Here is a 14,979-nt window from a genome sequence, read left to right on the forward strand (position 1 = left end):
TGCTCGAAAAAAGCAGCTTTTTTACAGGGAGGAGAAAAAAGATGGGGCTATTTGATAAGATCAAACAAGCTTTTACTGGACAACCGCAAGAAAAGACCCCGACAGATGTGGAAGAAACAGCCAGTCAATCACCGGCCGAGCAACCAGCAGAGTCGACCGAAACAACGGAGCCGGTCCAGTTTACGCCGGAACAAAAAGAAACCCAAAAGTATGACAAAGGGCTTCAAAAATCCAGAAAAACATTATCCAGACGTATCAATGAACTGTTCGCGAATTTCCGATATGTGGATGAAGAATTCTTTGAAGAACTGGAAGATGTGCTGATTGAATCAGACGTTGGGTTTGAAGCAACGATGCAAATTTCCAACGTGTTGCGCGAAGAAGCGCGTATTCAAAATGTCCGCAATATGGATGACGCAGAAAGGGTCATTGTCCAAACGTTGGTGGACATGTACGGGGAGACAAGTCCGGAAGAAGCCCGGGTCAACCTTAAAATAAACGATTTGACAGTAATCTTGTTTGTGGGGGTCAATGGAGTCGGGAAGACAACAACGATCGCGAAAATGGCACACCAGTACAAGCAGGAAGGAAAGAAAGTGATTTTGGCTGCCGGAGACACGTTCCGCGCTGGAGCGATTGAGCAGCTGCGTATTTGGGGAGACCGAGTAGGGGTGGATGTCGTTTCTTCTAAGCAAGGCGGCGATCCTGCAGCAGTAGTGTTTGACGGCATCAAGCAAGCGAGAGAAGCATACGCAGATATTTTAATGATTGATACTGCCGGCCGATTGCAAAACAAGAAAAACTTGATGAACGAATTGGAAAAAATGAAACGGGTCATCACTCGCGAAGTGCCGGACGGTCCGCATGAGGTGTTGCTTGTTCTGGACGCCACAACCGGTCAGAACGCGTTAATCCAGGCTAAACAATTCCAAGAAACAACCAATGTTACGGGTATTGTACTGACCAAACTGGATGGAACCGCAAAAGGCGGAATCGTATTGGCTATCGGTAAAGAGTTGGGAATTCCCGTGAAGTATGTAGGTTTGGGAGAAAGCATGGATGACTTGCAGCCGTTCGATACGGAGAAATTTGCATATGGCTTGTTCAGAGACTTGATAGAAGGCACCGTATAACCTGTGTGACAGATTTGGAGAGGATCAAAGATGGAACTGGAAAAAACAAATCAAATGAACACGCTGTTCGAGTTTTACGGGCCATTGTTGACCGAAAAACAACAACAATACATGCAACTGTATTATGCGGATGATTTTTCGCTCGGTGAGATTGCCGAGGAATTCGATGTCAGCAGGCAGGCAGTCTACGATAACATCAAACGGACTGAGAATATTTTACTGGATTACGAAACAAAGCTTGAATTGGTGAAGGAATTCAAGCAGAATAAGCATGTGATGGACGAACTAATACAATATATTCAAGAGAAGTACCCGGAAGACAGTCAGATGATGAATATTTTATCTCGCATGACTTGGGGAACCGACGAGAAGAGAGGAGCTTAAAATGGCATTTGAAGGACTGACAAGTCGGTTGCAGGATGCATTTTCTGCTTTAAGAAAAAAAGGGAAAGTAACCGAAGCAGATGTAAAAGACGTCATGCGCGAAGTGCGTTTGGCACTTTTGGAAGCCGACGTCAACTATAAAGTAGTAAAAGACTTTGTGAAAACGGTACGTGAAAAAGCTTTAGGGGAAGAGGTCCTCGAAAGTTTGACGGCCGGGCAGCAAGTCGTTAAAATCGTGAACGACGAATTGACGTCTCTTATGGGCGGAGAACGCGAAGAACTCCATTTTTCTTCCAAGCCTCCTACCGTATACATGATGACCGGTCTGCAAGGGGCAGGGAAAACGACTACTGCTGGTAAACTGGCGAACTATTTAAGAAAAAGAGAAAACAAAAAGCCGATGATGGTTGCAGCCGACATTTATCGTCCGGCTGCCATCGATCAGTTGGAAACGCTGGGAGAGCAGTTGGATATCCCTGTGTTTTCCATGGGAGACCAAGTCAGCCCGGTGGAGATTGCCCAAAGAGGGATTGAACAAGCCAAAGCAGAAAACCGTGACGTTGTCATCATCGATACGGCCGGACGTCTCCATATCGACGAAACATTGATGGACGAGCTCGCTTCCATCAAAGAAGCTGTTGTACCGGATGAAATTTTCCTTGTTGTGGACGCCATGACAGGACAGGATGCCGTAAACGTTGCCCAAACGTTCAACGATCAATTGGACATCACCAGTGTCATTTTGACAAAACTGGATGGGGATACTCGTGGTGGGGCGGCACTTTCTATTCGTTCCGTCACGGAAAAACCGATTAAATTTGCCGGTATGGGTGAAAAATTGGATGCGCTGGAGCCTTTCTATCCAGACCGTATGGCTAATCGAATCCTGGGAATGGGCGACATTCTTACGCTGATTGAACGTGCCCAGAATGAAATGGACGAACAAAAAGCGCAAGAAATGGCTGAAAAGCTGAAAGAAAATACGTATGATTTGAATGATTTCATTGAACAGATGGACCAAGTCCGCAATATGGGACCACTGGAAGATTTGGTTAAAATGATTCCTGGAATGAACAACCTTCCAGGAATGGATGATTTCCAAGTGGACCCGAAAGACTTGGATCGAATGAAAGCCATCGTGATGTCCATGACTCCGGAAGAACGTGCGAACCCGGACATTTTGTCTCAAAAGAGAAGACGCCGCATTTCCAAAGGTTCAGGCCGCCCGTTAGTGGAAGTAAACCGTTTAATCAAGCAATTTAAAGAATCGAAAAAAATGATGAACAAAATGTCAAAAGGCAACATGAGCGGAATGGAAAACCTTTTTGGAAACGGCATTAAAGGAAAAATGGGCAAGATGGCCATGAATTCCATGATGCGTCGCAACAAGAAGAAAAAGAAAAAGAAGAAAAAGTAAAGGTGTAAAGAAAAAACACTTTACAACCTTTAAAACAACTGGTAAACTACTTGTTGTGAGATTTTAATTGGAGGTGTAAAAAACATGGCAGTAAAAATTCGCCTAAAACGTATGGGCTCTAAGAAAAACCCATTTTACCGTATGGTCGTTGCTGATTCCCGTTCTCCTCGTGATGGACGAATCATCGAAGCTATCGGAACTTACAACCCGGTGACAACACCAGCGGAAGTAAAAGTTGACGAAGATTTGGTTCTTAAATGGTTGAAAGATGGCGCAAAACCATCCGACACTGTTCGCAATATCCTTTCTAAAGAAGGAATCATGCAAAAATTCCATGAAGCTAAATACAGCAAATAAAAAGGATGCCTAACATGACTGATATTAAAGAATTGATTCAGACAATTGTCAAACCTCTGGTCAGTCATCCGGAAGACATCGAAGTTGCAATGGAAGAAACGGATGATTTCTATGAGTATCATCTATCGGTGAATCCTGAAGATGTCGGACGGGTCATCGGAAAAAAAGGTCGTATAGCGAAAGCGATGCGCACGATTGTCTATAGTGTAAGAGTTAACGGACCAAAACGTGTTCGTTTAACAATCAGAGACAATTAAAAAAGCGGGTTTTTCTTTTCAGAAAAATCAAAAGGGATTCTTCCCTCTAACGCACAACCAAAAGAGGCTGAGACATAATCTCAGCCTCTTTTTTTGGAATAAAAGAAAGGCGGGTGGAAGATATGACAAATTATTACGATGTAGGAAAAATTGTAAACACCCATGGAATTAAAGGAGAAGTACGTGTGTTGTCCATCACGGACTCTCCGGAGAAAAGGTACAAGAAGCAGGCGGTCCTTACTTGGTTCAAAGAAGGCGAGTCTCCCATTGAATTGGTGGTGCGGGGCCATCGCCAACACAAAAACTTCGATTTGTTGATGTTTGAAGAATACATGTCCATCAATGATGTGGAACCTCTTGTCGGCGGTGTATTGAAAGTCAGTGAAGAAGATTTATCTGATTTGGAGGAAGATGAATTTTATCTTCATGAAATCATTGGGTTGAACGTGGTGGATGAAGAAGGCAATGTTGTCGGGAAAATCAAAGAAGTCATTTCTACCGGTGCCAATGATGTGTGGATTGTCCAACGCCAAAATAAAAAAGATCTTTTGCTCCCTTATATTGATGATGTCATACTGGATGTTGATCTTGAACAAGAAAAAGTGATTGTACACATTTTGGAAGGGTTGGATAGCTGATGAAGATCGATCTCATCACTCTGTTTCCTGACATGTTTTCAGGACCTTTGAGTTATTCCATCATGAGCCGGGCAATTGAAAAGGGCATTTTGGAGGTTGGATTCACAGATTTTAGACAGTTTGGCAAAGGAAAACATCAACATGTGGACGATACCCCTTACGGCGGCGGAGCAGGCATGCTGTTGAAACCGGAGCCGATTTTTGAATCGGTGGATCAAATCAATGCCGAGCACCCCGAAACGAAAAAAAGAGTCATTTTAGTTGACCCTGCTGGAAAACCGTTTGATCAACAGATGGCGGAAGAGCTCTCAAAAGAAGAGCATTTAGTGTTCATATGCGGCCATTATGAAGGGTACGATGAACGAATCCGCACACTCGTTACAGACGAAATTTCTTTGGGAGATTATGTCTTGACGGGAGGGGAATTGGCAGCGATGGTGATTATGGACGCCACAGTCCGGCTGATTCCAGGTGTTTTGGGGAACCAAACCTCTGTGGAAACAGATTCCCATTCCAGCGGTTTGTTAGAACATCCCCACTACACACGTCCGCCGGAATACCGGGGGATGAAAGTTCCGGAAGTTTTGATGAGCGGGAACCATGGCTTGATTGAAGAATGGCGCGATAAAGAATCGCTGAAACGTACTTGGCAGAGACGGCCGGACATGTTGGAAGGCGCTTCGCTGACGGAGCAGCAAAAGACTTGGATCCAAGAATGGGAAAAAGAATCAAAAGAAAACAAGTAAATATACTTTACACCCAAGGAAGAGTATGATAAAGTAATTTGGTGGGTGGAGAGAATCCGCTCATAACAACACTATTCCGCTGCGGTGATGAACATGCATGAATAGTTGTCGGAAGGAGTATAAATAATGAATCCATTGATCGAAGAAATCACAAAAGAGCAACTGCGTTCTGATCTTCCTGATTTCCGTCCTGGAGACACTGTACGCGTTCACGCTCGAATCGTTGAAGGTTCCCGCGAACGTATCCAGCTCTTCGAAGGCGTTGTTATCAAACGTCGCGGTGCAGGCATCAGTGAAACATACACCGTACGTAAAGTATCAAACGGTGTTGGTGTGGAACGGACATTCCCGTTGCATTCCCCACGTGTTGCGAAAATCGAAGTGACTCGTCAAGGACGCGTACGCCGTGCAAAATTGTACTATTTGCGCGACCGTCACGGAAAAGCTGCGCGTATCAAAGAACGTCCACGTCGTTAATTTGCATAAAAAGAGGCCATTCCCGTCCAAATTGGACCTGGGGCGGCCTCTTTTTTGGTTTCTTAATTTACTCCCCGGGAAACCTGTTTTTTCAAACAACTATCCGTTATAATGAAAAAAGAGACCTTTTGGAGGTTAGATTTAAGAATGGAGATGGGCCAATGAGTAAAATTACTGATAATTTTGAGAAAATTCTGAGAGAAAAGAATTTACCTCTAACAAAAAAAGAGATTGAAAACGGGCAAGTATTGTATAATGGAGCATTTCGAGTGACTAAAAGCAAACGGTTACCGTTTGGAATCGTTTTTGATGGGCGGGACAACCCGACAGTAGATTTCCAAATCATCTACAACCGTTTGGCATACATCCAAAGCTTCGAACAGAAAGCGGAAGTAATGGAATTGCTTAACGAACTGAACGAGATGAAATCAGGATATTACCGATTCTGCGTCCGCGGAGACGGTGAAATTTACATGCGCTTGCTGGCCCGAACGAGTGAAGACGTCCGTTCAGCATACGAAATGATGGTAATGGGAGGAAATATCGCACGAGCGCTTCTTCCTGAAATTGAAAAGATTACAGGCACCCCTGATTCAAACAATGCATAATCATTAAAAGAAGGTGAAGAAGGAATGGACGCAAAAGGCGGATTGGAAAAAAATCTGTACGAAACTACCGCAGTCAATGAAGACGGAGTGAGCGGTGTTGCGTATATTGATCGCAAAGACGGACTGAGAGTCATCGTCTCCAGCCCAACCAGCGAGGAACCCGGCACGAACCCGGAAGAATTGCTGGGGTTGTCCTTGAGCACCTGTTTTAACGCTACAATCCAATCATTATTAAAAGCTAGGGGAATGGATCGCCGGAGCAAAGTGATCGTTCCCATTCAACTGAAACGCGAACCGTCAGGAGTCGGGTATTATTTTGATGTTGAAATTGTAGCATCGATTGAAGGATTGCCAATCGAAGAAGCAGAAAAGATTGCAGCTTCTGCTGAGAAACGCTGCCCTGTTTCCAAATTGCTCCAAGGAAGCGAGAACGTTCGTCTCACAACAGTGCCGTATTTGGACTAAAAACAAAAAATAAAGCCCCAGCTTGATAGTTACAAGCTGGGGCTTTATTGAAATCAATCTATACAAGACTAAAGTACCGCTCCAAATAATCTGCCATACCGTCTTCGTGGTTCTCTTTGTAAGTGATGTCATTGGCTACGGCTTTCAATTCGTCAATGCCGTTTTTCATTACAACGCCATGTCCGGCATACTGAATCATTTCGTAGTCGTTGTCTTCGTCGCCAAAAGCTAAGATGTTTTTCTGTTGGATACCGTAGTGATGAGCGATTTGTTCCACACCCAAGGCTTTTTGAACTCCGGCAGCAACGATTTCCAAACACGGAGCCTCCCCGCCCCATGAACGGATTTCTACCGAGTCTCCGTACTCACGGATAATTTTTTCTTGTATCAAGGGTTGAGTTTCCTTGGAACCGGTAAATACCAACACAGCGGTCGGGTCTTCTTTTAAGTTCGATGCAGTCAAAGCCTTAGTATCTTTATGCCCGTTTGCAAAAAAATCTCTGTACGGAACGAAAGAATCATTCACATAAACGTGCTCTTTAGTTTCAGCTGCAACTAATAGAATGCCTGCTTCTTGTTTCAATGCTGAGATGTCTAAAGCCAAATCCCGGGAAAGTTTTCGATGGTATGTCTCATTCCAATCGTTTTGTCCTGGATTATGGCACAACGCACCGTTAAAATTCACTATCGGGGAAGTAAGGTTCAGTTGTTCATAGTATTGTCTGCTTGTTCGAAATGGACGACCAGTGGCTATGGAAACGATGTGGCCCATCTTTTGAAGTTGGGTGAGAACAAATTGTGTCTTCGTTGAAATCATAGATTGATTGTTCAAAGTAGTGCCATCCAAGTCGATGGCTATCAACTTTTGTGTCATGTCGTTTCCTCCTCATCATCAATCAGCGTAGACGCTGTATATCCCAAAATATGGTACAATATTTGGTGGATGAATTTTTCTTATTTTATCATAAATGGTATCATACTAAAACCTATAAATGAAACAAGGGGAAGGTGTGTCGATGATCCAAATCAAAGAAACAACCGTAAACAATTTGCCCTTATTGGAAATTGTGGAAGAAAAGAAAAAGGACCACATACTGCCGACTGTCATTTTTTATCATGGCTGGACCAATTACAAAGAGTCTGTTTTAGTAAACGGGTATGAATTAGCCAAGCAGGGATTCCGCGCGTTGCTGCCGGATGCACACTTGCACGGCAAACGGATGAATGCCAAGCTGCCGGCAGAGCAAAGTTTGGAATTTTGGAACGTGGTGGGCCGCAGCATCCAAGAAGCTCCCCTGATTCGTGATCATTATATCGCGGAAGGACTAAGTGACCCCGACCGTTTTGGAGTGTCCGGTCTATCAATGGGCGGCATTACGACGGCCGCGATGTTGACGCAATATGATTGGGTGAAAGCGGCAGCTGTACTGATGGGGAGCCCCGCACCGGTTGACTTCACCAAATGGTTGTTTTCTTCTCCTTGGGCTGAAAGGAGCCAGACAGCTTGGGCAGAAACCCTTCCTCGAGAACAAATGGAAGATGCGGTAGCACAACTGATTCCTATATCTTTAAATCTTCGCCCGGAAACCATAGATGGTCGTCCGGTCATGTTCTGGCATGGGACGGAAGATAATTTGGTGCCTTTTAACATGACGTATGATTTCTATCAACAAATCAAAGATGAACCTTACGCACAAAATGTTACTTTTTCATCCAGCAATGGAGTGGGTCATAAAGTGCCATACACCGTTTCGGTGGAAATGGCTGATTTCTTTAAAAAGAGTCTTTAAAGTATAACTGTAAGCATGATAATCTTTTCACAAAAGATAGACTTTTGTCGCCCGAACTTGTAAAATGAAGCCAAAGCTCCCCGGAGGTGACGGCAGATGGAAGAGAATAACCCTCTTTGGTCTACAGAAAAAGTTGATGAAATCAAACAACACATCCTGTCTGTATTGGAACAAGTGATTGACCCTGAACTTGGAATAGATATTGTGAATCTTGGATTAGTCTATGAAGTAAACCTTTACGATGGTGGGTATTGCGAAATCAAAATCACGTTGACGACAATGGGCTGCCCACTGGCAGATGTGATTATGGATGACATCTTGTCTGCGATGACGGCAGTAACCGAAGTCAAAGAAACAGATGTAAAAATTGTGTGGTATCCTGCGTGGGATCCTTCAAAAATGAGCCGTTATGCGCGTATTGCGCTGGGCATTCGCTAAACAGCACGTCCTTTCATAGGGACGTGTTTTTTAGCGGCATGAATCAATTGACCAATTTTGACCAAGAAAGTATAATAAAAGAACGAACAGAAAGAGGCGATGAACATGAACAGTGCAAAAATGACGGAAATGCTCCAACAAGCACTAGGTGACGCACAGCAAATCGCCCAAACGCGTCACCACCAAGACTTGCAAGTGGCCCATTTATGGCGCATTTTCTTGCAGCCCGATCATCTGGCTTATTCTATGTATGAGGATGCAGGAGTGAACATGGAGCGATTCACAGAAACAGTCGACAGAGAAATCGACCGCATCGCTTCTGTAGAAGGAACAGCGGTTCAATACGGCCAAACGATGGGGCAAGATTTGTATCAAGTGCTGATGGAAGCAGAACAAACGGCTGAATCGTTAAAAGATGAGTACATTGCTGTTGACGCAACATTACTTGCGTTGATGCGTCTTCCGCAACATCCATTGAAAGATTATCTTATAAAAGAAGGACTAACAGAGAAGAATTTGAGAGAAAAAATTCTCGATTGGAGAGGGGGAGAACGTGTGACTTCACCCACACAAGAAGAAAGCTACAATGCATTGGAGAAATACGGCATCGATTTAGTGCAGGCGGTTCGTTCAGGCGACCAGGATCCCATCATCGGAAGGGATGATGAAATTCGGGATGTCGTACGTATTTTGACACGAAAAACAAAAAACAACCCTGTATTGATCGGTGAACCTGGAGTCGGGAAGACGGCAATCGTCGAAGGACTGGCTCAAAGGATTGTCCGAAAAGATGTACCGGATAATTTAAAAGATAAAACAATCTTTTCATTGGACATGGGCGCGCTGATTGCCGGAGCCAAGTACCGGGGAGAGTTTGAAGAACGACTCAAAGCAGTGCTGAAAGAAGTCAAAAAAAGCGACGGGAAAATCATTTTATTTATTGATGAGATCCATAATATTGTTGGTGCAGGCAAAACCGAAGGCAGCATGGACGCAGGGAACTTGCTGAAACCGATGCTTGCCCGTGGGGAATTGCACTGCATCGGCGCCACCACCATCAACGAATACCGGCAATACATGGAAAAAGACAAAGCGTTGGAACGACGCTTCCAACGCGTGGTCGTCAAAGAACCGACCATTGAAGAAACCATCAGTATTCTCAGAGGGCTGAAAGAACGGTTCGAAATTCACCACGGTGTCAACATCCATGACAACGCGCTTGTATCTGCCGCCAAATTATCGCAGCGCTATGTCACGGATCGATTTTTACCGGATAAAGCCATCGACTTGGTGGATGAAGCTTGTGCCACCATCCGGGTTGAAATGCATTCAATGCCGACAGAACTGGATCAAGTGACCAGAAGAGTGATGCAATTGGAGATTGAAGAGGAAGCCTTGAAGCAGGAGAGCGATGAAGCCAGCAACAAACGACTTAAAGTGATTCAAGAAGAGCTCGGCACTCTCCGTGAAGAAAAACAGCAATTGGAACTGACATGGAAAAAAGAAAAAGACGAGATGACGTCGATTCAAGAGAAACGTTCAGAACTGGAAAAAGCGAAACGTGATTTAGAAGAAGCGGAGGGCGACTACAACTTGGAACAGGCGGCTGTTCTTCGGCACGGGAAAATTCCGGCACTTGAAAAAGAGCTGAAGGAATTGGAACAAGCCCATGCTTCCCAATCGGATCGGATGGAACGGTTGGTGCAGGAATCGGTTACCGAAGAAGAAATTGCCGCAGTTGTGGCCCGGGTGACCGGCATACCGGTGAATCGTTTGGTTAAAGGAGAGAGGGAAAAACTGCTACATTTGAACGAGCGGATAAAACAACGAGTCATCGGCCAAGATGAAGCCGTGGACCGCGTGACGGATGCCATCATCCGGGCGCGCGCAGGCATTCAAAATCCGAACCGGCCGCTGGGTTCCTTCTTGTTTTTAGGACCAACAGGAGTCGGAAAAACGGAATTGGCCAAGACGCTGGCTGAAAATTTGTTTGATTCCCAAGAGCATATGGTGCGGTTGGACATGAGTGAATACATGGAAAAACACAGTGTTGCTCGTTTGATCGGCGCGCCGCCTGGATATGTTGGGTATGAAGAAGGCGGACAACTGACAGAATCCGTTCGCCGGAGTCCATACACCATTCTTTTGCTGGATGAGATTGAAAAAGCCCACCCGGATGTCTTTAACCTGCTGCTTCAAGTGCTGGATGACGGCAGACTGACAGATTCAAAAGGGCGGACTGTTGATTTCCGCAACACCGTGTTGATTATGACCAGCAACATCGGTTCAAACTTTTTATTGGACCACACGAATGAGCAAGGGAAAATTCCAAGTCAGGCGCAGGAACAAGTGATGGACCTGCTTCGTTCATCCTTCAAACCGGAATTTTTAAACCGGATTGATGATATTCTGTTGTTCTCTCCGTTGAGTCAGGAAGTCGTGAAACGGATTATTGTGAAAATGACACGGGATTTATCTCATCGTTTGTCGGAACAAGACATCACGTTGAGCATCACAGACGGCGCCAAAGAATGGATCGCCGAACAAGCGTATGACCCGGTTTACGGAGCACGTCCGTTGAAGCGCTTTTTGACACAGACGGTTGAAACACCCATCGCCAAAAAAATCATATCCGGCACAATTCTTCCAGGTGCCCATGTTTCTGTCCGTTACGAGCAAGGCCACTTAGTGATTGAAAATCACTTTGAAGAAGAAACGGAAACTGCAAACAGTCCTTCTTCAAACTAAACGAAACAGCTGTCTCTAATCGGAGACGGCTGTTTTTTTGAGGAAAGAATGTAGATGGAACAACATTTTTCTGATGAAAAAGATTGTTTCAGGTATAATGAGAAAGAATGAATATTGAAGAGGTGAGAAGATGTCATTTGTTCAACTCCAGGTGACCAGTTCCTACAGTCTATTGCAAAGTACATTGACGATTGAACAATTGGTTCAGGCGGCTAAAAAGAGAGGGTATTCTGCCATCGCTTTAACAGACCGCAATGTGCTGCATGGGTTAGTGGATTTCTACACCTACTGTAAAAAAGAAGCGATAAAACCGATTTTAGGCCTGACACTTGATTTGGCCGGAATCCGGCAGACCGATCAAGAATTTCCGATTGTGCTGCTTGCGGTGGACGAGAAAGGTTACCAATCCCTGGTAAAATTATCGAGTCAAAAAATGCTTTTGGAAGAAAATCAATTGCTTTCTCCTGAGAGCCTTAGACCTCACACAGAACATCTGATTGCGATTACCCCGGGAAGAGAAGGGGAAATTGAACAGGCTTTGTTTGAGGGAAGAGAAGAAGAGGCCGCGCAGATTGCGCAGACATGGAATTCACTGTTTCCAAGCAACCATTTTTACTTGGGCGTTCAAGTGCACCAGCCGCTTCTTCCCATCAAAGAGCTGCTGTTAACTCTTTCAAAAGAGATCAGTATTCCCCTCGCTGGCATGCATGATGTGCAATACGCAGATGCGGAAGATCATTTTGCCGTACAAGTTTTGCGTGCAATCGACGAAGGTGTGCAGTTAGAAGAAGATGTGGAAGAAAAGGGGACGTATTATTTGCCGGAATCCAATCAAATGAGACAGGTGTTTTCTGAGCATGGATTGGAAGATGCAGCTGCAGCGACAGTTTCTATTGCAGAGCGGGTTGACGTCACTGTGCCGCTCCACCGCTCCTTGCTGCCCCGTTACCCGTTGGAAGAAGGAGTGACCAGTGAGCGATATTTGAAGCAAATCAGCGGTGAAGGCTTGAAACAAAGAGTTTCAAATGTGGACAGGCGATATGTGGAACGATTGGAAAAAGAGTTGTCGGTGATCATTAAAATGGGTTTTTCTGATTATTTTCTCATCGTTTGGGACCTGATGCGGTATGCACGGAGACAGCAGATACTGACCGGCGCCGGGAGGGGGTCGGCAGCCGGGTCACTGGCTGCTTACGCACTGGGTATCACAGATGTAGATCCTATTCAATACGACTTACTGTTTGAGCGGTTTTTAAATGAAGAACGCTATACGCTTCCGGATATAGACTTGGATTTTCCGGATGACAAAAGAGAGCAGATACTGAGATATGTCAAACAGAAATATGGATCAGACCACGTGGCTCAGATTGCCACGTTTGGAACACTCGCAGCCAAGCAGGCAATCAGAGACACCGGCCGCGTCTTCGGGTTGACGACTGCAGAGCTGTCTACTTGGTCCAAAGCCATCCCTTCTTTCCCGGGAACGAAGCTGTCACGGGCATGGAAAGAATCTAAAGCGTTATCCGAATTGATTCGTCAGTCAGAGCAAAATCGAAAAATTTACGATACGGCCAAAAAAATAGAAGGCTTGCCGAGGCATGTATCAACGCACGCAGCGGGCGTGGTCATCAGCGAACAGCCGTTGCAGCAATTGGTGCCTCTTCAAAAAGGTAGTGGAGAATTGCCGTTGACCCAGTACCCTATGGGGAATGTGGAAACCATCGGACTCTTGAAGATGGATTTTTTAGGACTGAAAAACTTGACGATTTTGGCCGACACGCTTCATTTCCTTCGAGAAGGCCAAAAAGTGGACATTGATTTAAGAACCATTCCGTTGAATGACAATGCAACGTTGGATTTGTTTCGAAAAGGAGATACCTCCGGGATCTTTCAATTTGAATCGGACGGCATCCGACGCGTGTTGAAACGTCTTGCTCCTACCACTATTGAAGACGTCGTTGCCGTCAATGCGCTCTACCGTCCGGGCCCGATGGAACAGATTGATGTGTTCATCAAGCGGAAAAAAGGACAGGAGCCCATTTCTTATCCGCATCCTGATTTGGAAGAAATTTTAGGTGTGACATATGGAGTCATGGTTTACCAAGAACAAATTATGCGTGTGGCCTCCAAAATGGCTGGTTATTCTTTGGGAGAAGCGGATATTTTAAGACGCGCCATCAGCAAAAAAGACCGAAAAGTGATTGATGAAGAGAGAGAACACTTTAAAAAAGGAGCCGAAGAACGCGGGTACGACACGAGAACGGCGGAACAAGTGTACAATTATATTGAACGGTTTGCAGACTATGGGTTTAACCGCTCGCACTCAGTGGCTTATTCTCTTATCGCTTATCAGATGGCCTACTTAAAGACGCACTATCCGGTAGCTTTTTTTGCAGCTTTATTGAAATCCACTCCGGCTAACGGGGAAAAAGCGAGAGAGTATTTACTGGAGGCCAAACAAAAAGGAGTTGCAATTTTAGGGCCGGACATCAACAACAGCGGAGCCGGTTTTTCGGTTCAAAACAACGGCATGCTGTTCGGACTTGAAGCAATTAAAGGGCTGCGAAAAGACTTTATTCGCAACATCCTGATGGAACGAAACAACCGTGGAAAGTTCTACAGCATGATTGATTTTTTGAAACGAGCAGATAAACGCTGGCGGAAACCGGACTATATTTTGCCGCTTATTTACAGTGGGGCTTTTGATGGATTGGGCTCCAACCGGGCAACCTTGGTTCATTCCTTAGAAGGAATATTATCCAGTTTAAAGCTGAGTGGAGACAATACCGAGTTGTTTGAAGTATTGGAACCGAAATATGAGCCTGTGCCGGATTTGTCTCAAGAAGAAAAGCTGGAGGGAGAGTTTCAATATACCGGGATGTATTTCTCCGGCCATCCTAGCGAAGAGTATGATTCTTTAAGAGAGACCGGTCGGCTAAGGTATATCCAAGAATTGAAAAAAAATCAAACTGCGCGCCTGTTGGGCACTATCAAAGAAGTGAAAAAAATCCAAACAAAACGTGGTGAGCCGATGGCGTTTGCAGACATAAGCGATGCTACGGGCAACTGTTCATTGACTTTCTTTCCAGAACAATACCGCAAGTACGGCCAACACCTCAAAGATGGGGCGAATGTGGTGGTAGAAGGCAAAGCAGAGCTCGACCGCGGCGACATCAAAGTGATTGTCAACCATGTTTCTCAGCCCGAGAAGTGGAGCCGGGAGAACCCGTCGCTCACTTGTTATGTGCGCATCCAGTCCGAAGAAAACAATTACTTTTCAGAAAAAATACAAGAAATCACAAAGAATCATTCTGGAAATATCCCGGTCATTCTTTATCATCAACACTCAGGACAGAAATATCGAATGAAGCGGGAGTACTGGGTGAACGGATCAACAGAATTTCTACAAGAGTTAACCCAATTAGTCGGAAAAGAGAACGTCATTCTCTCATAGTTTTCTCATTTTTCTGAAAACAAATGAAAAAACTTGCTATTTCGTAAGACAACTGCTTTCAAACGTG

At 44.9% G+C, this 14,979-nt stretch carries 15 protein-coding genes; 14 read left to right on the forward strand and 1 reads right to left on the reverse strand.

Annotation, left to right across the window (positions count from 1 at the left end; genetic code table 11):
• The first annotated feature begins 41 nt into the window (after positions 1-41).
• The 10 genes from ftsY (at position 42) to G470_RS0100185 (ending at position 6,482) form a co-directional block, all read left to right on the forward strand.
• Entirely contained in the window at positions 42-1,133 is a 1,092-nt protein-coding gene (gene ftsY / locus G470_RS0100140; RefSeq protein ID WP_028273051.1) for a signal recognition particle-docking protein FtsY, read from the forward strand.
• A 30-nt stretch (positions 1,134-1,163) separates the two neighbouring features.
• Positions 1,164-1,517, forward strand: coding sequence for a putative DNA-binding protein (locus G470_RS0100145; RefSeq protein WP_028273052.1), 354 nt, complete (start codon positions 1,164-1,166; stop codon positions 1,515-1,517).
• Position 1,518: 1 nt separating this feature from the next.
• Positions 1,519-2,934, forward strand: a complete 1,416-nt coding sequence (ffh, locus tag G470_RS0100150; RefSeq protein WP_028273053.1) for a signal recognition particle protein — start codon at positions 1,519-1,521, stop codon at positions 2,932-2,934.
• Between the two features lie 84 nt (positions 2,935-3,018).
• Positions 3,019-3,291: a 30S ribosomal protein S16 gene (gene rpsP, locus G470_RS0100155; RefSeq protein ID WP_028273054.1), complete on the forward strand. Its 273-nt coding sequence runs from the start codon at positions 3,019-3,021 to the stop codon at positions 3,289-3,291.
• Positions 3,292-3,305: 14 nt separating this feature from the next.
• The gene (locus tag G470_RS0100160) at positions 3,306-3,548 is read left to right on the forward strand and encodes a KH domain-containing protein (protein WP_028273055.1); all 243 of its coding nucleotides are present in this window, start codon (positions 3,306-3,308) and stop codon (positions 3,546-3,548) included.
• Positions 3,549-3,670: 122 nt separating this feature from the next.
• Positions 3,671-4,186, forward strand: a complete 516-nt coding sequence (rimM, locus tag G470_RS0100165) for a ribosome maturation factor RimM (protein ID WP_028273056.1) — start codon at positions 3,671-3,673, stop codon at positions 4,184-4,186.
• Positions 4,186-4,932, forward strand: a complete 747-nt coding sequence (gene trmD / locus G470_RS0100170; RefSeq protein WP_028273057.1) for a tRNA (guanosine(37)-N1)-methyltransferase TrmD — start codon at positions 4,186-4,188, stop codon at positions 4,930-4,932. Before rimM ends, trmD begins: the two co-directional genes overlap by 1 nt.
• 126 nt (positions 4,933-5,058) lie before the next feature.
• Entirely contained in the window at positions 5,059-5,409 is a 351-nt protein-coding gene (gene rplS / locus G470_RS0100175; RefSeq protein WP_028273058.1) for a 50S ribosomal protein L19, read from the forward strand.
• Positions 5,410-5,678: 269 nt separating this feature from the next.
• Positions 5,679-6,017 (forward strand): hypothetical protein, encoded by a 339-nt coding sequence (locus G470_RS0100180; protein WP_240470611.1) that lies wholly within the window; start codon positions 5,679-5,681, stop codon positions 6,015-6,017.
• A 24-nt stretch (positions 6,018-6,041) separates the two neighbouring features.
• Positions 6,042-6,482, forward strand: a complete 441-nt coding sequence (locus G470_RS0100185) for an OsmC family protein (protein ID WP_205617857.1) — start codon at positions 6,042-6,044, stop codon at positions 6,480-6,482.
• Positions 6,483-6,540: 58 nt separating this feature from the next.
• On the opposite strand, the gene G470_RS0100190 is transcribed toward G470_RS0100185, so the two are convergent.
• Entirely contained in the window at positions 6,541-7,356 is an 816-nt protein-coding gene (locus tag G470_RS0100190; protein ID WP_028273061.1) for a Cof-type HAD-IIB family hydrolase, read from the reverse strand.
• Between the two features lie 142 nt (positions 7,357-7,498).
• On the opposite strand from G470_RS0100190, the gene G470_RS0100195 reads away from it, so the two are divergent.
• The 4 genes from G470_RS0100195 (at position 7,499) to dnaE (ending at position 14,912) form a co-directional block, all read left to right on the forward strand.
• Entirely contained in the window at positions 7,499-8,272 is a 774-nt protein-coding gene (locus tag G470_RS0100195; protein ID WP_028273062.1) for a prolyl oligopeptidase family serine peptidase, read from the forward strand.
• A gap of 96 nt (positions 8,273-8,368) precedes the next feature.
• Positions 8,369-8,710: a metal-sulfur cluster assembly factor gene (locus G470_RS0100200; RefSeq protein ID WP_028273063.1), complete on the forward strand. Its 342-nt coding sequence runs from the start codon at positions 8,369-8,371 to the stop codon at positions 8,708-8,710.
• 105 nt (positions 8,711-8,815) lie between these two features.
• On the forward strand, positions 8,816-11,458 hold the full coding sequence (clpB, locus tag G470_RS0100205; protein ID WP_028273064.1) for an ATP-dependent chaperone ClpB: 2,643 nt from the start codon (positions 8,816-8,818) through the stop codon (positions 11,456-11,458).
• 130 nt (positions 11,459-11,588) lie between these two features.
• Positions 11,589-14,912, forward strand: coding sequence for a DNA polymerase III subunit alpha (dnaE, locus tag G470_RS0100210; protein WP_028273065.1), 3,324 nt, complete (start codon positions 11,589-11,591; stop codon positions 14,910-14,912).
• The last annotated feature ends 67 nt before the right edge of the window (positions 14,913-14,979 follow it).

The organism is Atopococcus tabaci DSM 17538, assembly GCF_000429585.1.
GTDB lineage: Bacteria > Bacillota > Bacilli > Lactobacillales > Carnobacteriaceae_A > Atopococcus > Atopococcus tabaci.